This window comes from Alkanindiges illinoisensis DSM 15370 (assembly GCF_000619845.1).
Classification (GTDB): Bacteria; Pseudomonadota; Gammaproteobacteria; order Pseudomonadales; family Moraxellaceae; genus Alkanindiges; species Alkanindiges illinoisensis.
The window spans coordinates 266,250-283,855 of record NZ_JHUX01000004.1 but is presented as its reverse complement, the minus strand read 5'-3'; the positions used below and the strand labels follow the sequence as shown (position 1 = coordinate 283,855).

The window sequence follows — 17,606 nt, the reverse complement described above, 5'->3', positions numbered from 1 at the left end:
AGCAGTGTGATCCCGGTAATCAGGAGCGGTCTAAACCAAAAATAATCTAGGCATACCACGTGGTAACAGGCCCGGCAGCAGGTGGTTCCAGCTGGTTAAGCAGCTCATGCCATTGGGCCTGCATGGGCTGATACTGTTTCTGGTGATGATCAAAAATGCTCAAGCCCTGTGCCGCCAGCTGCGGATAGGCGCTACGCTCGCTAATCCAGCCCAGTGGGGTAAAATCCACTTGCCTAAAAAAGTCCTCAAGCTGCTTGCTGCCAATGGATTGCGCGCGTACCCGGTTGGCCAGCAAATGCAACTGGACCTTGCCTTTACGCACGCGCTTTAAGTCTTCAACGTGCTTTAAAAAACGCCGGGTGCTGTCCACATCAAAAAACGAGGGTTGCACCGGAATAATCATGGCATGGGCAGTGGCCACCAGTTGTGCCGCATGCTGGTCGGTGAGCGATCCCGGCGCATCTACCACCAGCCAATCGACCTTTTTTGGTGTATCGCCAATGCTGTCGTCATGACGCCAGTCCAGCCCAATAATTTTACTGGCGTGTTCTGGCCGCAACTTTAGCCATTGCAGTGACGACTTTTGTACATCGGCATCAGCCAGTGCTACTTTGTTACCCCGTCTTGCCAAAGCGGCTGCCAAAGTAATGGCAGTAATGGTCTTGCCGCAGCCCCCTTTATGATTGGCCACCAGAATCGTTTTCAATGATTGTTCAACACATAATTAGGTTTATTCAATTGTAATGAAAAAATATGACAGTTTCGTGAAAACTACAATGAAATTTGAAACTTAGCGTGACCTAAGATTTAAAATTTTGCTGTTTTTGCCCTATGGACTGGTTATGATAACAGGACAAAATATCCGGTCTGCGTTGCAAGCTGGTTTAAGCCAAACCAATAAGGCAATCCAATAAGAGAAATCATCATGGAACGTGGATTTTACCTGTTACTGGCGCTGGCCATTGGTTATGCAGCATGGTCGCACTGGCTAAGGCCTTCACCACATCTGGATCAATGGACAACTGGCGCAGGCACACAGGCTGCTCAGGGCGTACAGGTGAAAGAACTGGAAGCCTATTCCGGTGAATTCCGCATTTTAAGCCGTGAAGATTACAGCATTGGCACCGAAGCACAATTTTCACCTGTGGATTTTGCAGTGGGCTGGGGCGATATGGCCAAGCCGGAAGTCTATTCGCAGATTGATATAAGCCAAAGTAACCGCTGGTATCGCTGGCATGTGGATCATGAGCCACCCATTCCTTTGCGCGAGATTGAAATCCACAGTGCCAACATGCATATCATTCCCGCCAATAGCGAAGTGGCCAAACAGCTAAAAAAGGTCAAGCCGGATGATATGGTCTATCTGCAAGGTGCGCTGGTTGAAATTGAAATGAGCAACGGCTGGCACTGGCGCAGCTCCTTGTCGCGTGAGGATACTGGTGCAGGCGCCTGTGAACTGATGCGGGTTGATCAGGTGCGCTGGCTATAGGTATTTTTATTCATTGGATTAATTAGCATATAGCTTTTGAATCCTGATTAATTCCAAGAAAAAAATAAGCTGAGTTAAAAAAACATTATTTATCAATGAGTAGAATTTATAAGTAAGCAGTTTTTATCAATAAGCAAATTCTAAAAATACACAGTTTTCAACGATAAGCAGCTTTTAAAAATAAACAGTTTCGCAAAAAAACAGCAATCCGTTACAGCTTGCGGAGATTTCTGCGCATTTCATGGATTTTTTTAGGTTTTAATGAATAAAACTTCCCTTGACTTTATTTCTGTAAATTCCAGTATGAGGACAAAGAAACCAGTGCGATCCCTGCAAAGCGTTTTGCAAATTGGCGGCATTTTACTGTTGAGTGCTTTAGGCGTGTCTGTAGTAGCTACGCCTGCACTGGCCAATCGGCCTGCTGCCCAATTCCAGCTTAATAGTGCGCAGTTCAACATTGCAAAAGGCTTGGCGCCTGCACAAAACCAGCAGGTTAAAGTGCTGGATCAGTTTGCTGGCAACTTTCGCATTCTGGGACGCAAGGACTATCAAAATGACCGGGAAGCACAGTTTTCACCGGTGGATTTTGCCGTGAGTGAGGGACTGCTGGCCAGCAAGTATTATTATCCCTTGATTGGTGTGCGGCAGGATAACCGCTACCTGACCTGGAGCATGAGCAAGCTGCCCTTGCCACCCAAAAAAGCCATGCAACTGGTATCCAATATTCACATTATTCCAGCCAATCCCAAAATTGCCGCTGAGCTAAAGCAGGTGAAACAGGGTGATCTGGTGAATTTACGTGGTGATCTGGTTGAGGTCGATGATCATGGCTGGACATGGCGCAGTTCACTGTCACGCACCGATGTTGGCGATGGCGCTTGTGAGCTATTGCGCGTGCAAGCCATTCAATGGGTTGAGAAATAAATATAAACGCTATTCATTGCACGAGCTGCGATAGCGCTTTTGATACATCTGGATGCTGAAAGTTAAAACCCGCCTGAATTAAGCATTCCGGCATAATTCGCTGGCTATCCAGAAATAGATGCGACATTTCGCCAAACGCCAATTTTGCCATAAAGGTGGGCATCGGCAGCCATGCAGGTCGATGCAGCGCCTGTGCAAAATCCCTGGCAAACTGCGCTTGCGTGACAGGGGTAGGCGCCACCAGATTCACCGGGCCTGCAATCGGATGCTGCATTAAAAACAGCACCGCATTAATCCAGTCCTCACGGCTAATCCAGCTCATCCATTGTTGTCCCGAGCCAATTCTGCCACCAAAGCCCAACTGGTAAATAGGCTTTAAGCGCGCAATCATCCCACCAGACTGATCCAGCACCACGCCAGTGCGCAGCAGAGTGGTCGAAATCCCCAGTTCCTGTGCCTGTAAGGCGCATTGTTCCCACTGCTGGCATAGCGCATGGGTAAAGCCAGCTTGTGCCTTACTGGTTTCGTTCAGCACATTATTGTCATGCGAGCCATACCAGCCAATTGCCGAGCCGGATAAAAACTGTTGTGGCTTCACTGCCAATTGCTTAAACCAGTTAATCAAGGCTTGCGTGGTTTGCAGGCGACTTTGCAATAAATCGGTTTTGCGCTGTTCAGTCCAGCGCTTGTCGGCAATGCCAGCACCAGCCAGATTAATGACAATATCGGCATAGCCAATGCTTTCCAGTTTTTTTAGTGTAGTTACGGTGAGCAAGGGATGCGATAGGGGAAACTGTTCAGGCTGGCGACTGGTGACGGTAATGCTGTGCTGGTCGTGCAGCAGGCGTTGAATGAGGGCTGTGCCCAGAAATCCACTACCGCCCGTAATGAGGATATGCATGGTATTTGCCTAAAAATTATAGATATTTGATGATTTTCATTATGTATAGCAGATTGTGAATTTATTGGGTTAAGTGGATTTGTTATCTATGCTGTTTAAATTATAATCAATAAAAAAGCGGACATGATATCCGCTTCATTTATAACAGCTTAAATCAATAACTTATTGCAACACACTCACATCTGCAACGCTAATAAACAATGCACGTAACTCGGCCAGCAAGCGCAAGCGATTTTGCTTAACCGCCGCATCATCAGCCATCACCATCACGTTATCAAAGAATGCATCAATCGGTGCGCGCAAAGTGGCAAGCTCAGTCAGGGCAGGGGTATAATCATGTGACTGCAACAACGGCGTGACCACCGGGGAAATGGCCTGCAATGCCTGATACAGGTCTTTTTCAGCCTGTTCAGTCAGTAAGCTGGCATCTACATCACCGCTCACGTTGCCTTCTTTTGCCAGAATATTGGCAACGCGCTTGTTGGCAGCGGCCAAAGCTTGAGCTTCGGGCAGGGTTTTAAAGTGGCTTACCGCTTTAATACGATAATCAAAATCCAGTGGCGACGCGGGATTTAAGCCTTGTACCGCCTGAATCACATCAACACTCACGCCCTGATCTTCATACATCGCCCGGTAGCGACCTTCCACAAATTGCAGTGCATCGGCCTGTGCTTTGTGGATATCTTTTAACTTATCCCCATAGCCCTGTGCTGCCAGTTCAATCAATTGGCTTAAGGAAATCGACAGCTTGTTTTCAATCAGCAGGCGCAAAATGCCAATCGCTGCACGGCGCAAGCTAAATGGGTCTTTGTTGCCAGTTGGCGCTTGGCCAATGCCAAAAATACCCACTAGCGTATCCAGACGATCCGCCAGTGCCAGTGCTGTACCGGTCTTGGTTTGCGGCAAATTGTCACCAGCAAAGCGTGGCAAATATTGCTCAGCAATGGCATTGGCTACTTCATCCGGCTGGCCTTCAAGGCGGGCATAGTAGGTTCCGGCAATACCTTGCAGCTCCGGAAATTCACCCACCAGTTCAGAGGTCAGGTCACATTTGGCTAATAAGCCTGCTTGCTTGGCAGATGCTTCATCACCATCGGTCAGCTTGGCAATTTCACTGGCCAGCTTGGCAATACGCTCGGATTTGTCCCACAGGGTGCCGAGTTGCGCCTGAAATACCATATTAGCCAGTTTGGCTTGGCGGCTGGCCAGTGGTTGCTTTTGGTCTTGCAAAAAGAAAAACTCGGCATCCGACAAACGGGGACGTACCACTTTTTCATTGCCTTCAATAATCTGGCTAGGGTCTTTGGAATCAATGTTGGACACAGTAATAAAGTAAGGCTGTAATTTGCCAGCTTCATTGACCAGACAAAAATACTTCTGGTTGTCCTGCATGGTGGAAATCAGAGCTTCTTGCGGCACAGCCAAAAAGCGCTGCTCAAAACTGGCGCGCAAGGCTACTGGCCATTCAACCAGTGCAGTCACTTCATCCAGTAAATCGCTGGGCACAATGGCCTGTGCATTGACTTCATCTGCCAGCGTTTTGACTTGCGCAGAAATCATGCCCTGACGTTCGTCAAAATCAGCAACCACGTGCGCTGCACGCAGGCTTTCCAGATAATCATTGGCATGTTTTAAGCTAATGGCTTGTGGGGCGTGGAAGCGGTGGCCAAACGTTTGGTTGCCTGCTTTAAAATCTTGAATAGTGGCGTCAATGACCTGATCATCTTTTAGCAACACCACCCACTGTACCGGACGCACAAATTCGGTACGGCTGGCCGCAGAGCGCATACGCTTGGCAATCGGCAAGTTATCCAGTGCGGTTTGCAAAATGGCAGGTAACAGTTCATCAAGGCTTTGGCCTTTAATGTCTTTATAAAAACAGACCTTTTCCATTTTGCCGGCATTAAAACGCGACACCTGATCGGCGGTGATACCCTGACTACGCAGGAAACCTTCCAGTGCGCGGGTAGCATTGCCCTCGCTATCATAAGCAGCTTGTACTGCCGGGCCATCAAAGCGCTTTTGGCCATCTGGCTGGGCCGCATCAAGATCAGTAATTTTTAAGGCCAAACGGCGTGGCGCAGCATAGGCATCAATGCCGCTAAAATTTAAGCCAGCACTGGTTAAACCTTTTTCAACTTCAGCTTTTAAGGCATCACGCAGCGTTTTTAGGCTTTTGGGTGGCAGTTCTTCGCAGCCCAGCTCAAATAAGACCGTATGTTTAGACATTATTGCTCACCCTGTTTTTCTTGTTGCTGTTTGGCATTGCTCAATAAGGCTTCTGCATCTTCGGCTGCTTTAAGTTGCGCTAATACTTCATCCCGCAAATGTGGCGCTGCCATCGGGAAGCCCAGCTTGGCACGAGCTTTCACATAGCTTTGTGCAATCGCACGCGCAAGACCCCGCACGCGCAGGATATAACGCTGGCGCTCGGTGACTGAAATTGCGCCGCGTGCATCCAGTAAGTTAAACGTATGCGAGGCTTTCACTACCATTTCATAGGCAGGCAGTGGTAACTCGGCAGCCATTAGCTTGTTGGATTCTTCTTCATAAAAATCAAACAGCTCAAACAGCTTGGACACATTGGCGTGTTCAAAGTTATAGGTCGATTGTTCCACTTCGTTCTGGTGGAATACGTCGCCATAGGTTACGGTGCCAAACTGGCCTTTGGTCCACACTAAGTCATAGACCGAATCCACGCCTTGCAGGTACATGGCCAGACGTTCCAGTCCATAAGTAATTTCACCCGTCACCGGATAGCATTCCACGCCACCCACTTGCTGGAAGTAGGTAAACTGGGTCACTTCCATACCGTTCAGCCACACTTCCCAGCCTAAGCCCCATGCACCCAGTGTTGGTGATTCCCAGTTGTCTTCCACAAAACGGATATCGTGGGTGAGGGTATCAATGCCAATGGCTTTTAGAGAGTCTAAATACAACTGCTGGATATTGGCCGGATTGGGTTTTAACACCACCTGAAACTGGTAATAATGCTGCAAGCGGTTAGGGTTTTCACCATAACGGCCATCCTTGGGGCGGCGTGATGGCTGCACATAGGCTGCATTCCAGGTTTCTGGCCCAAGCGCGCGCAAAAAAGTGGCGGTATGAAAGGTGCCTGCGCCCATTTCCATATCGTAAGGCTGCAAGACCACGCAACCCTGTTCAGCCCAGTAGTTTTGTAGGGCTAAGATCAAGCCCTGAAAAGTATCGATGTGCGATATGGCGCGACTCATGTGGCATCCATGTTTTTGAGGTGAGAAAATGGCGATTAGTATAGGGAATTTGCCGGGTTTAGACAAAGGGAAACTCTGGCTTGAATTAAAAACTTAAACGAGGGTAGGCCAACTCTTTAATCATAAAGTAATCAGTATCATCTACAAATGCGCTATATGCGATGGTTCAATGCTGACATAAACTGGTTCAACCATAAATCAAACTCTCCAGAATATGAATCTTTTGAAAAGCATAATTGTGATAACGACGACTGCATTATTAATGGCCGGATGTCAGCACATGAACACCAAAACGCTAAATTTTAGCGAGCAAACGCCTGCTACGCCTGAACACTGGATTAGCCAGAACGCTGCATCAAACCAGCAGAAACAGGCTTTACTGAAAGTGAATCAGGCGCAGCAACGCATTAAGCAGCTTGATTTTGCCAATAATACTGAAGTGTTTAAAGTAACCAAGGAAAATCAGGTGGCTAATCACTGTGCAATGACCACAGGAATTACGCTGGATCAGATCGATGCATTAAGAGCGTTAAATTTCCAGAGTCCGCATGATGCCCAAATTCTGGCGCAATACTTGCGTGATTCACCGCGCATTAAGCTGGATGTGAATGCCATCCAGTGTGACTTGAGTTAAAGTGAAAGGCTTATATTGCACCGATTAAAAAGCCTCTAAATGGATAGAGGCTTTTTAGTTTGGAAGTTATGAGTGCCGAATTTTTTTTAAGTGTTAGCACTCAATTAACGGTTCTAAGATCATGGGGCTGGGCGGGTGTAATTTGCCGGGGTTGTTTGGGCATGAGTAACCACAGCACCAGATAAACAATAATCCCTGGGAACGCTGCACTGAAGATTGAAACAATGACAAAAATCACGCGCAGCAAGTTTGTATTCCAGCCATAACGCTCAGCAATACCCCCCATAACCCCGGCAATCATGTTGCGTCGGCGTGAACGGTACAGGCCAATCTTGTTCATTGTATCAATGCTCCTTCGCGATGCGAATATTAAAAGTAGAAACTGGTCTAAATCATGTAATATGATCGCAGGTTAATTCTGCTGACCAGTATTTAAATATATAAGGTTAATAGCTAGTTTTTAAAGCAGGAAAGTGTGTCGGCTTTGTACACAGTGTGGGCAAAAAATGCAGAGAATGTTAATAGCGTAAGTATATGTTCCTGAACTAACTTTTTAGCTAACTCCTGCAAAGAAAAAACACAAGAGAACACTAAACACTGCTCAATTTGAAGCCGGTTCAATTATAAGATGACTCATCCTAGCAGATGAGCTAAAGACCCTTCCAATACTAATAATACACAAGGTCGTGCCCTCATTATCAATTGATCGAGGTCATAGAGATAGATGATTAACACTGCCCTGATAACAGGCAAGGCAAGCACCATTGCACGCGCGGTGATTCCCAGCGCAGCATATCCGGCTGCTGGCAACCCAGGCCGACTATTATCGGTAAGCCTGCTGGCTGGCATGCTGTTACTGTCCGGCTGTAATAACAGTCTAGATCTACGTTCACGTTCTCAGGAATCTCTTGAAGACAACGCGCTTGACCATGCCAATATGCAAAGTGCACGTGCGGCTGCTTTATCAATCACTGAAGCAGCGTCTGCTGAACGCTATATTAACAATCAGGATGTGATGCACACGGCTTTTAATGAAAGCAAAACAAATGTTCAGGCGGTGCCCTCAGAATCACTGGTCAAACAGTTTGCCGGACGTTATACCGGACAAGTTCCCTGTACGGTGCAATCCTTAGCCTGTTCCAGTGATAAGGTAGACATGACCTTAACCTTGTTGCCGGATGGTTCTGCCATTCGCACACTGGCCGCGCAAGGAAAAGTAAATGCCATGCTGGACAAGGAAGTTGCCGCATGGACAGTATCTGCCAATGGGCAGAATATTATGCTGATTTTACCTAATCATGAAATCTGGAGCTTCAAGAAAATTGGGCTTAACCAGCTTCAATTCCAGCCCAATGCCAGTGCCATGGTTGAACCGGCTGAGGCACTGGGCCAGTATTCACTGATGGCATCCAATAGCTAATTGAGCTAACCCATTACTGTTACTGAGTTTTTTAGCAATACTGACACGGCAATAAAAAAAGGGCGCATTAAGCGCCCTTTCTTGCAGGTTTACAGCGACAAAACTGGCAACAACTTAGTAGTCAAAGCTGAAATGTTCTGGTGCCATCTGGGTCAGGGTGCGCGATGGTGACACCAGCGCTTCGGCATGACCAGAAGCACGTGGCAGCAGGCGGTCAAAATAGAACTCGGCAACCTGTACTTTGGCTTGATAGAACTCAGGCACTTCAGTACCGCCGTTTTCAATTTTTTCCAGCGCAACCGCAGCCATTTGTGCCCAGAAGTACGCCATCATGGCATAGCCGGAATACATCAGGTAATCCACAGAAGCAGAAGAAACGATGTCACGGTCTTTGCGTGCAGTCAGCATCAGGCGAATGGTCAGGGTGTTCCACTGGGCGCAAACTTTGGTCAGATCCCAGACAAAACGGCGCATTTGCTTATTGCGGGCATGACGGCTACAGAATTTCAGGATTTCTGCGGTGTAGTCACGAACCACTTTACCTTTGGAAGACAGCAGCACTTTACGGCCTAACAGGTCAAGTGCCTGAACCCCAGTGGTGCCTTCGTACAGGGTAGAGATACGCGCATCACGCACGATCTGTTCCATGCCCCATTCCTTGATATAGCCATGACCGCCATACACCTGCATGCCCAGGTTAGAGGCTTCAAGGCCAAGCTCGGTCAGGAAGCCTTTCAGGATTGGCGTGAAAAAGCCCAGTTTGTCATCCCAGTAGTCGTGGCCAGCCTGATCACCTTTTAGCAGGTTGTCAGTCATTTTGTCAGCCAGCTGTGCGGCATGATAAATCATCGCACGGCCGCCTTCAGCCACGGCTTTTTGGGTGAGCAGCATGCGGCGTACGTCAGCATGATGAATAATGGCATCGGCCACTTTTTCCGGGTCTTTCTTGCCGGACAGGGCGCGCATGGACATACGTTCCTTGGCATACGGCAGGGCACCCTGGAACGACAGCTCAGCATGCGCCACGCCTTCTACTGCGGTACCAATACGTGCAGTATTCATAAAGGTAAACATGGCATGCAGGCCTTCGTGCATTTTACCAATCAGGTAGCCCGTGGCACCGTCAAAGTTCAGTACGGCAGTGGCAGAGGCCTTGATGCCCATTTTGTGTTCAATCGAACCACAGAATACTGGGTTGCGCTCGCCCACAGAACCGTCTTCATTGACAAAGAATTTTGGCACGATGAACAGGGAAATACCCTTGGTGCCTTTTGGTGCATCCGGCAGGCGGGCCAGCACGATGTGAATGATGTTTTCTGTCAGGTCGTGTTCACCGGCAGAAATAAAGATCTTGGTACCAAACAGTTTGTAGGTGCCATCAGCCTGCGGCTCGGCGCGGGTTTTAACCTGGCCCAGATCCGTACCACACTGTGGCTCGGTCAGGCACATGGTGCCGCTCCAGGTGCCCAGAGTCAGGTTTGGCATGTAGGTATTTTTCTGCTCGTCAGTACCAAACTGCAAAATGGTGTTCATGCAGCCAGCGCTCAGGCCGGGATACATGGTGAATGACCAGTTGGCAGTTCCCATCATTTCAGACTTGATGAGGTTTAACGACATGGGCAGGCCCTGACCACCGAATTCTTCGGGATAGGACAGACCCTGCCAGCCGCCTTGGACGTACTGATCATAGGCTTCTTTGTAGCCTTTTGGTGTAGTTACCGTGCCATTGTCAAAATGACAGCCTTCGTCGTCACCAGACTGGTACAGGGGAGCCAGTACATTTTCGCAAAGATCAGCAGCACCTTCCAGAATCATGTCAACGGTATCGGCATCGGCCAGTTCACCATTGGAAAGCGTCTTGAAATGGGCTGGATAATCCAGCACGTCATTCATGAGGAAGCGGACATCGCGCAGGGGCGCTTTATAAGTAGGCATGGGACAATCCTGACAAAAATGATCAATAGACGGATTTAAGATGATCAATTATGTAGGTTGCATTAAGAAAAAGCATTGATATTTAACCTGCAACTTACTGTCACTAGAGCAAATCAGCTTTATTTAAGCCTGTCCCCGATTTTTTGCGTATCAACCGGATTTGTCGGCTATAGTTCACCAGTGCAAATTTTAAAGACTCTTTTAATTTCAATTCTAAAGCAATGAAAAACCAACATTATAGCCTGACATCATCAATGGGAGCATGGCATGAATAGCAAAGCAATCCGGGGATTTAACCAAACAAGCCTGATGGTGCTCAGTATTATGGGCGGTGCCATGGTTACAGGGTGTACCAGTATGCCAAACAAGGCCAGCCTGTCCCCGCAGCAGGCTGTCATTAGCGGGTATCAGCAGTTGTATAGCACTCCCAGCTATCAGTTTAGTGGCCAGTTTAAAATTAACCAGTTTGGCTTTAATCGCGACCCCAAAATATTACAGGCGGCGGCTGAGCTGGAAAAACAAAAAAAGGCCAAAGAAAAGCAGCAATTGCTACAGCGCTATATTGATGAGCTGACGGCTGATGCCCAGTCTGAGTATGCAGATGATGCTGACACAGCATTAGACAAAAAAACCTTAACCGCCAGCCAGCAGGAGGCAATCCGCCAGCAGGCTGAACAGGAAGTGAATGAGCTGTATGCGGATGAAGCAGAAGCTGCTGTAGAAGCCCGCAGCACTAAAAATCAAGATGCCACAAAGCCTGATAATACAGAGCATGATAACCTAGAAGATGACAGTACGCAGGCGCAGGACGAAAACGAAACGGCCACCAGTCGATTAAGCCGCCTGAACAAGGACAAACTGATTGAAGACCTGATTTATACCTATGCCAAGCGTTACCGTATCAATTATCAGGGGACTCTGGATTTGCGTCATGGCCAGATTGCGCTAAGTCCAGAAATGCGTTACGAAGCCAGCAACATGGCAGGCTATGTGCGTGTTCCACTGGTGCTGGATGTGCGTCAGGCACATTTATATGTGGATTTGTCTGCACTGTCGCCGTGGCTGGTGCAGGTACAAAATGATGGCAAGTACAGCCGTGTTGATTTGTCACCCTATAAGAACAAAGCGGATTTTAAACAGTTATTTGAAGTGCTCAAGCAAACCACGCAGGCCAGTTATCAATTACCCAAGGCCCAGCAGTTCAGGGACATCAGCCTGACCGCAACAGAAAAAAAGCAGGGAGCCGTACGTAAGGTGGAATTTAGCCAGCCCGTGGCGCACCGGATTGCCGATGTGGCGACCTTTTTGTCACTGAACCAGAACAGCCTTAAGCAAATTATCAAAACTAAGGCAGCAGACACTGATCAGGCCAATAACCAGCAACCTGCCAGCCAGCAGCAACCGCTACAACTGATCAGTGCGGATGCAGCCAGTCAGTTGATGACGCAAAACCCGGAAACCTATCAGCATATTTTGCAGATGGTTGAGGAAAAAATTGACCCGGCTTCTACTTTAAAACAGGTAATTTTACTGGACAGCAAAGGCCGGATGATTGAGTCTGGCGCACTGTACGATCTGGTATTTAAGCCCAGCAGCAAAGGGCAGTTCAGCATGCAGTTGAGCCATCAGCAGAACTTTGCCAACTACGGGCGCGCAGAAGTGGCCTTTAAACCCAATGCCAGCAACTGGGTGGATGCAAAAGCCAATATGCAGGACACCCTGTTGGGTGGCCTGGTCAGTATTTTTAGCAAAAAATCACTGGGAACAGATGACATGCTGAAAAGCTTTGGCGAAGACGATTCAGCAGATCATGGCAGTGCTGAGTAAAGTTTACAGTTACCTGGATTTATAGTCACTGATTTATAGCCACTCAATGTTGCAATGACAGAAAGTCATTGAGGGGCGGTTTGATGCCGTTCCAGATCGAAAATGCTTCAATGGCCTGTCCCACCAGCATGCTAAAGCCATCGCTGGTTGGCACGCCACGCTGGGCTGCCTGTTCCAGAAAGCTGGATGGCTTGCCATAAGCCATCTCATAGGCCTGCTGAAATTGCAGTTCTGGCGGTAGCAACAACAACTCACCACTTAAGCTGGCCGAGGTGGCATTAATAATCAGGTCAAACTGGCCTGATAGCTGATCCAGACTAATGGCTGATAATTTGGTGCCAGTGATAAAAGGTTGTACGTCGTCAATCAATTGCTGGGCACGGCTTAAGGTGCGGTTGGCCACCACAATCTGGCTTGCCCCGGCCTGTGCCAGTGGAAGCATCACACCACGGGTTGCTCCACCGGCGCCCAGAATCAGAATGTTTGCCTGTTCCAGCTTCCAGCCCAGTGCATTGAGTGCATCAACCAGTCCCTGTCCATCGGTATTGTCCCCATGCAACTGGCCATTTTGCTGCCACAGGGTATTCACCGCACGGGCCACTTGTGCGCGTGGTGTCAGCACATCACACAACTGATAGGCCTGTTCCTTAAAGGGCACCGTGACATTAAGGCCTGAACCGCCCTGATTAAAAAATTCCTGGATATTGGCAGCAAAGCCATCCAGTGGTGCCAATCGTCTGCTGTAGTTCAGGTCAATGCCGGTTGCCTTGGCAAATGCGTGGTGAAGCTCAGGTGAGCGCGAGTGTTCGATGGGATTACCCACCACGGCAAATTGTCTGGTCATAAGCATTCAGGTTAAGCATGTGTATGGAGGGCTATCATAAAAGCAATCAGCACCCAAAAGGAACAGTAGGACATTGAAATACGGGCAAATTGCACATTTACCAAATATACAAAACTCTATTAATTTGCTTTATAACGCACTACGTAAAACTAAAAAGCTTTGGAGTAGCCTACGCTTACAACACAAAATTCAATTGATGGGCGTGTGGCCGAATTGTGAGGCAATAACACGCAGGAGTTAAATATGACTATTAATTTCAAAATGACCAAAGCATTGCTGGCAAGTTCTACACTGGCTGGTGCATTACTGGTGGGTGCCTGTGCAACAGCAACGCCAAGCCAGAATCGGGTAGCGGCTGCGGCTGCGGCTGGTGCGGCTGGTGCAGCGGTTGGACAAAAAGCCGGTGGTCGTACCGGTAGTGCAATTGGTGCAGCAGCAGGTACAGGCCTTGGCACCAATGCAACGGGTGCCAGCACTCAAACCAGCGTGGCTGGTGCAATCGGTAGTGCGGTTGGTGCCATTGTTGGTGAGCGTCATGGTGGTGCCAGTGGTGCAGCCGTGGGTGCTGCGGTTGGTGGCGCAGCCGGTGCTGCGGCCAGTGAATACCAGCAAAACCGTCGTTAATATGCTTTAGCACATTATTGTACTAAAGCTTAAAAAGCCTGTGACTAACTATTAACTAGCGCAGGCTTTTTTGCTTTTACAGGCTCATCAATCGGCTAAAACCTGCTGCATCAGACAGGCATCCTGTCCAAAACTGGCCACTTTATACTGCAAATTGAGGCTGGCTGGATCAATGATTGCAAAGCCATGTTTTTGCCAGTAGGAGCTGGAATCCTGCACGGCAATCAGGCTTAAGGTGTTAAAGCCCATTTGCCGAGCTTGCATCTTGGCATGTTGCACCAGCTGACGTCCGGCTCCACTGGTGCGGTAATCGGGATGAACTGCCAGGTCATGCAAATACAGCATAGTGGCATCTGGTGTAAGGCAAAATTCAGTAGCATTTAGCTGCGGAAAAGTAGCTGGACTGACTGGCAGGCAAATCAGATAAGCCACCACCTTTTGATCCACGCAGGCTAGCCAGCAAGTATGGGCTGCCTGTTGCAGTTTACTGGCAAACGCAATGTTATTTTCTATAAACTCAGCAGCATAACAGGCGGCCTGAATACTAGAAATTAATGGCAAATCATGGAGCGTGGCGGTTCGGATGTGCAGCATAACAATAAAAGAAGTACTTTAAAGCAAGTGAAAAAGCCGCAAAGCAGTCGTCTGTTTTTAAAATTCCCGACAAAAGTCAGTTAACTTTAACAGTCAAACAGATGCGTCAGGATACAGAAAAATGCATGTGTCAGTATAGTATGATGGTTTTTTGCCGACCATGAAAAAATGAATTGTGAGGCCAATTGATCTGATTGTCTGGTATTGAAACGCAAGAATTGGCCTGTTTTGACAACATAAACCCGTTATTTTTTGCTAGGGTAGGCCTGTTTTGCACTGGACTGTTGGTTATTCTACAGTTGTCTATTCTAAAGTTGCCTATTTTAAAGTTATTAGGTTAAAAATTTATTTCGAGGTCATTATGTCATCTCAGCGCCACTGGATTGAAGCGGCAAATGGAATTCGCCTGTTTGCCACAAGTTGGGGCAATCCGGACAACACGCCCCTTGTGCTGGTTCATGGTTATCCAGACAGCCACACGGTGTGGGAATCGATTGCAACGCAACTGGCCGACCAGTTTTATGTAATTGCCTATGATGTGCGCGGGGCCGGCAAGTCCACCATTCCCAAGCATACCCGCGATTACCGTATTGAACTGCTGGCTCAGGATCTGGTGGCTGTGGTCAATGAATTGCTGCCCAATCGCCAGTTTCATCTGGCAGCGCACGACTGGGGCTCCATTCAAAGCTGGGAATCGGTAACGACGCCAGCCTTGCAGGGACGTATTTTGTCGTTTACCACATTATCTGGCCCGTCGCTGGATCATGCGGCATTCACCCTGCGCAAGCAGTTTAAAAGCATGCCGCTGCAAACCTTAAAGCAGTTAGGCAAGTCCTGGTACATTGCCGGTTTTCACCTGCCACTACTGGCACCCTTAAGCTGGCGTTTATATCTGGGCAAGAAATGGCACCGGGTGGTTGACCAGCTGGAACGTACGCCCGGCCTGCCGGAAAACCCTACCCAAACCTCGGATGGTATTTACGGCATTAACCTATACCGTGCCAATTTTATTGAGCGGCTTAGCCAGCCCCGTGAGCGCATTGCACATTGTCCGGTGCAGGTGATCATTTTGGAAAAAGATGCGTTTGTGTCTGAAGCCTATATGCAATACCTGCCGGAATGGGTGAGTGACCTGACCATGCAGCGGCTAAATGCCAACCACTGGGCAATTTTAAGCAAGCCGGATGTGGTGGCAACTTATATTCGCGAGTTTGCGCTGGCTCATCCAAAGCTGCCGGCATAAATAAACTCAGGATAAATGAGGAAAAAGTAATTTATGGATCGGGTGATGAATGAGCAGGAAATGGCTGCCAGTGCAGCAGCCTGTGAGCTTTGCGGGCGCACGCATTTGCCGCTAACCCGCCATCACCTGATTCCACAGTCACGTCATAACAAGGCACGCACCAAGCGGCAATTTGATAAACAAGCCATGAAAACTGAAATTGCCTGTTTGTGTCGTGCCTGCCATTCGCAGGTGCATGCCGTGCTCAGTAATCAGGAATTGGCACAAAATTATCATACGATTGAAGACTTACGCGGCCAGCCAGAAATTGCCCGTTTTGCGGCATGGTTTGCCAACAAGCCGCCAGGTTTAAAAGTGACTGTGCGTTCGCATAAAGGGAAGTAAATTTAGGCTGAATGGGCTAATTTTTAACCATAATTCCGCTGTTTTTCTGCTAAGATGCGCGTCTTTTTTTCGCTTTGCCTGTCTTATGAATGCCATTGTCCTTGCCATTGTTATCATGTTTGTGCTGTCGTTACTGCGGTTTTCCGTGGTGCTGGCGGTGGTGATTGCTGCCATTGTGGGCGGGCTGGTGGGTGGCTTGGGACTGGCAGGCACTGTCGAAGCCTTTAATAAGGGCTTGGGCGATGGCGCACAAGTGGCACTGGCGTATGCAGTACTGGGTGCGTTTGCACTGGCGTTGTCACGTTCCGGTTTGCCGGATTTGCTGGCACACCAGCTACTGGGACTGCTGGGACATGAAGCGTCTATTCATCGGCAAAAATTTATTAAATATTTATTGCTGGGCATTTTGTGGATTGCTGCGGTGTTTTCACAAAATCTGATTCCGGTGCATATTGCCTTTATTCCCGTGCTGGTGCCGCCCTTGCTCAAGGTCACCAACTATCTGCAACTAGATCGCCGTGCTGCGGCTTGTGTGCTCACGCTGGGACTGGTGGGCACCTATATGCTGCTGCCAGTGGGCTTTGGTGCCATTTTTCTCAATGAATTGCTGCTGGGCAATATCAATAAGGTGGGCGCGGCTTATGGCTTGCAGGTAGAGCGCTGGATGATGCCAGCGGCCATGGCAATTCCAGTAGCTGGGATGACAGTTGGTACACTGGTGGCTGTATTTGTGTCGTATCGCAAGCCACGCCAGTATCAGACTGTTGATGGATCACACGACCTTGGACAAATGGCGCAGACACTGGAGCAGGAAGCGCATGCCATGCCTGCCATCAAGCCGCGCACATTGATCATGGCAAGCCTTGCAATTGTATTGACATTAATTGCCCAGTTGTATTCCGGCTCGATGATTCTGGGCGGACTGGTGGGCTTCGCAGTGCTGTCAGCCGCCGGAATTTTTAAGTGGCAGGAAGCCGATGATGTGTTTGTGGCTGGCATGCGCATGATGGCACTGGTGGGTTTTATCATGATTGCTGCGGCAGGCTTTGCCTCGGTGATGACCGCGACCGGACAAGTGGATTCACTGGTAAATAGCGTGGTGCATTTGATTGGGGCCAGCAAAGGTTTGGCCGCGTTGCTGATGCTGCTAGTTGGCCTGTTTGTCACTGTGGGTATTGGCTCATCGTTTTCCAGCGTGCCGGTTTTGGTGATGATTTATGTGCCGCTGTGCGTGCAGTTTGGATTTTCACCACTGGCAACCATTGCTCTGGTTGGCACAGCCGCTGCACTGGGTGATGCCGGCTCACCGGCGTCTGATTCCACGCTTGGGCCAACGGCGGGTCTGGGTGTTGATGGCCAGCATGATCACATTTGGGATACTGTGGTGCCGACCTTTATTCATTTTAATATTCCACTGGTGCTTTTTGGCTGGCTGGCTGCCATGTATTTATAAGCCGGGGCCTAGGCTCGTGCTGTGAACAGCAGCTAAGCCCATCGGCTTCTTTCATTGGCTGGTTTTTTACAAGTTTATGTAATGAAAGAAGCCTGATCTGT

Annotated in this window: 17 protein-coding genes; 9 read left to right on the top strand and 8 right to left on the bottom strand. The window is 48.6% G+C overall.

The genetic code is table 11. The features are described from left to right. Positions 1 to 46 precede the first annotated feature (46 nt). On the bottom strand, positions 47 to 706 hold the full coding sequence (locus tag Q337_RS0110175; RefSeq protein ID WP_026471511.1) for a ParA family protein: 660 nt from the start codon (positions 704 to 706) through the stop codon (positions 47 to 49). Between the two features lie 219 nt (positions 707 to 925). On the opposite strand from Q337_RS0110175, the gene Q337_RS0110170 reads away from it, so the two are divergent. Continuing rightward, the gene (locus Q337_RS0110170; RefSeq protein ID WP_026471510.1) at positions 926 to 1,489 is read left to right on the top strand and encodes a hypothetical protein; all 564 of its coding nucleotides are present in this window, start codon (positions 926 to 928) and stop codon (positions 1,487 to 1,489) included. A 363-nt stretch (positions 1,490 to 1,852) separates the two neighbouring features. Then, positions 1,853 to 2,413, top strand: coding sequence for a hypothetical protein (locus tag Q337_RS0110165; protein WP_026471509.1), 561 nt, complete (start codon positions 1,853 to 1,855; stop codon positions 2,411 to 2,413). Between the two features lie 13 nt (positions 2,414 to 2,426). On the opposite strand, the gene Q337_RS0110160 is transcribed toward Q337_RS0110165, so the two are convergent. From Q337_RS0110160 to glyQ, 3 genes are all read right to left on the bottom strand, one after another. Then, positions 2,427 to 3,314, bottom strand: a complete 888-nt coding sequence (locus Q337_RS0110160) for a TIGR01777 family oxidoreductase (RefSeq protein ID WP_026471508.1) — start codon at positions 3,312 to 3,314, stop codon at positions 2,427 to 2,429. 162 nt (positions 3,315 to 3,476) lie between these two features. Continuing rightward, positions 3,477 to 5,543, bottom strand: coding sequence for a glycine--tRNA ligase subunit beta (gene glyS / locus Q337_RS0110155; RefSeq protein WP_026471507.1), 2,067 nt, complete (start codon positions 5,541 to 5,543; stop codon positions 3,477 to 3,479). Beyond that, entirely contained in the window at positions 5,543 to 6,547 is a 1,005-nt protein-coding gene (gene glyQ, locus Q337_RS0110150; RefSeq protein WP_026471506.1) for a glycine--tRNA ligase subunit alpha, read from the bottom strand. Before glyQ ends, glyS begins: the two co-directional genes overlap by 1 nt. Positions 6,548 to 6,827: 280 nt before the next feature. Between glyQ and Q337_RS0110145 the strand changes: the two genes are divergently transcribed. Further along, positions 6,828 to 7,181 carry a hypothetical protein gene (locus Q337_RS0110145; RefSeq protein WP_026471505.1) on the top strand — a complete coding sequence of 118 codons (354 nt, stop codon included), beginning with the start codon at positions 6,828 to 6,830 and terminating at the stop codon, positions 7,179 to 7,181. A 100-nt stretch (positions 7,182 to 7,281) separates the two neighbouring features. On the opposite strand, the gene Q337_RS0110140 is transcribed toward Q337_RS0110145, so the two are convergent. Continuing rightward, positions 7,282 to 7,521 (bottom strand): PspC domain-containing protein, encoded by a 240-nt coding sequence (locus Q337_RS0110140; RefSeq protein WP_026471504.1) that lies wholly within the window; start codon positions 7,519 to 7,521, stop codon positions 7,282 to 7,284. Positions 7,522 to 7,905: 384 nt separating this feature from the next. On the opposite strand from Q337_RS0110140, the gene Q337_RS0110135 reads away from it, so the two are divergent. Continuing rightward, on the top strand, positions 7,906 to 8,601 hold the full coding sequence (locus Q337_RS0110135) for a hypothetical protein (RefSeq protein WP_026471503.1): 696 nt from the start codon (positions 7,906 to 7,908) through the stop codon (positions 8,599 to 8,601). Between the two features lie 114 nt (positions 8,602 to 8,715). On the opposite strand, the gene Q337_RS0110130 is transcribed toward Q337_RS0110135, so the two are convergent. Beyond that, positions 8,716 to 10,536 carry an acyl-CoA dehydrogenase C-terminal domain-containing protein gene (locus tag Q337_RS0110130; protein WP_026471502.1) on the bottom strand — a complete coding sequence of 607 codons (1,821 nt, stop codon included), beginning with the start codon at positions 10,534 to 10,536 and terminating at the stop codon, positions 8,716 to 8,718. A 267-nt stretch (positions 10,537 to 10,803) separates the two neighbouring features. Between Q337_RS0110130 and Q337_RS0110125 the strand changes: the two genes are divergently transcribed. After that, positions 10,804 to 12,363 carry a hypothetical protein gene (locus Q337_RS0110125; protein ID WP_026471501.1) on the top strand — a complete coding sequence of 520 codons (1,560 nt, stop codon included), beginning with the start codon at positions 10,804 to 10,806 and terminating at the stop codon, positions 12,361 to 12,363. Between the two features lie 43 nt (positions 12,364 to 12,406). On the opposite strand, the gene aroE is transcribed toward Q337_RS0110125, so the two are convergent. Further along, entirely contained in the window at positions 12,407 to 13,207 is an 801-nt protein-coding gene (gene aroE, locus Q337_RS0110120) for a shikimate dehydrogenase (RefSeq protein WP_026471500.1), read from the bottom strand. 243 nt (positions 13,208 to 13,450) lie between these two features. Between aroE and Q337_RS0110115 the strand changes: the two genes are divergently transcribed. Continuing rightward, complete coding sequence (locus tag Q337_RS0110115) at positions 13,451 to 13,831, top strand: glycine zipper domain-containing protein (RefSeq protein ID WP_051526778.1); 381 nt, start codon at positions 13,451 to 13,453, stop codon at positions 13,829 to 13,831. Between the two features lie 87 nt (positions 13,832 to 13,918). Here the strand turns inward: Q337_RS0110115 and Q337_RS0110110 are convergent, their stop codons facing one another. After that, positions 13,919 to 14,425: a GNAT family N-acetyltransferase gene (locus Q337_RS0110110; protein WP_026471498.1), complete on the bottom strand. Its 507-nt coding sequence runs from the start codon at positions 14,423 to 14,425 to the stop codon at positions 13,919 to 13,921. A gap of 361 nt (positions 14,426 to 14,786) precedes the next feature. Between Q337_RS0110110 and Q337_RS0110105 the strand changes: the two genes are divergently transcribed. The 3 genes from Q337_RS0110105 to Q337_RS0110095 all read left to right on the top strand — a co-directional run bounded on the left by Q337_RS0110105 (position 14,787) and on the right by Q337_RS0110095 (position 17,505). Further along, complete coding sequence (locus Q337_RS0110105; RefSeq protein WP_026471497.1) at positions 14,787 to 15,668, top strand: alpha/beta fold hydrolase; 882 nt, start codon at positions 14,787 to 14,789, stop codon at positions 15,666 to 15,668. Positions 15,669 to 15,701: 33 nt separating this feature from the next. Continuing rightward, positions 15,702 to 16,052 (top strand): hypothetical protein, encoded by a 351-nt coding sequence (locus tag Q337_RS0110100; protein ID WP_051526777.1) that lies wholly within the window; start codon positions 15,702 to 15,704, stop codon positions 16,050 to 16,052. Between the two features lie 85 nt (positions 16,053 to 16,137). Then, positions 16,138 to 17,505 (top strand): Na+/H+ antiporter family protein, encoded by a 1,368-nt coding sequence (locus Q337_RS0110095; RefSeq protein WP_026471495.1) that lies wholly within the window; start codon positions 16,138 to 16,140, stop codon positions 17,503 to 17,505. Positions 17,506 to 17,606: the final 101 nt, after the last annotated feature.

Bases quoted from the DNA above. Each gene is read 5' to 3' on its own strand.
- Q337_RS0110140 (WP_026471504.1), bottom strand. From the start codon at position 7,521: ATGAACAAGATTGGCCTGTACCGTTCACGCCGACGCAACATGATTGCC.
- Q337_RS0110130 (WP_026471502.1), bottom strand. From the start codon at position 10,536: ATGCCTACTTATAAAGCGCCCCTGCGCGATGTCCGCTTCCTCATGAAT.
- Q337_RS0110095 (WP_026471495.1), top strand. From the start codon at position 16,138: ATGAATGCCATTGTCCTTGCCATTGTTATCATGTTTGTGCTGTCGTTA.
- Q337_RS0110100 (WP_051526777.1), top strand. From the start codon at position 15,702: ATGGATCGGGTGATGAATGAGCAGGAAATGGCTGCCAGTGCAGCAGCC.
- Q337_RS0110115 (WP_051526778.1), top strand. From the start codon at position 13,451: ATGACTATTAATTTCAAAATGACCAAAGCATTGCTGGCAAGTTCTACA.
- Q337_RS0110145 (WP_026471505.1), top strand. From the start codon at position 6,828: ATGAACACCAAAACGCTAAATTTTAGCGAGCAAACGCCTGCTACGCCT.
- glyQ (WP_026471506.1), bottom strand. From the start codon at position 6,547: ATGAGTCGCGCCATATCGCACATCGATACTTTTCAGGGCTTGATCTTA.
- glyS (WP_026471507.1), bottom strand. From the start codon at position 5,543: ATGTCTAAACATACGGTCTTATTTGAGCTGGGCTGCGAAGAACTGCCA.
- Q337_RS0110125 (WP_026471501.1), top strand. From the start codon at position 10,804: ATGAATAGCAAAGCAATCCGGGGATTTAACCAAACAAGCCTGATGGTG.
- Q337_RS0110135 (WP_026471503.1), top strand. From the start codon at position 7,906: ATGATTAACACTGCCCTGATAACAGGCAAGGCAAGCACCATTGCACGC.
- Q337_RS0110160 (WP_026471508.1), bottom strand. From the start codon at position 3,314: ATGCATATCCTCATTACGGGCGGTAGTGGATTTCTGGGCACAGCCCTC.
- Q337_RS0110105 (WP_026471497.1), top strand. From the start codon at position 14,787: ATGTCATCTCAGCGCCACTGGATTGAAGCGGCAAATGGAATTCGCCTG.
- Q337_RS0110110 (WP_026471498.1), bottom strand. From the start codon at position 14,425: ATGCTGCACATCCGAACCGCCACGCTCCATGATTTGCCATTAATTTCT.
- Q337_RS0110170 (WP_026471510.1), top strand. From the start codon at position 926: ATGGAACGTGGATTTTACCTGTTACTGGCGCTGGCCATTGGTTATGCA.
- aroE (WP_026471500.1), bottom strand. From the start codon at position 13,207: ATGACCAGACAATTTGCCGTGGTGGGTAATCCCATCGAACACTCGCGC.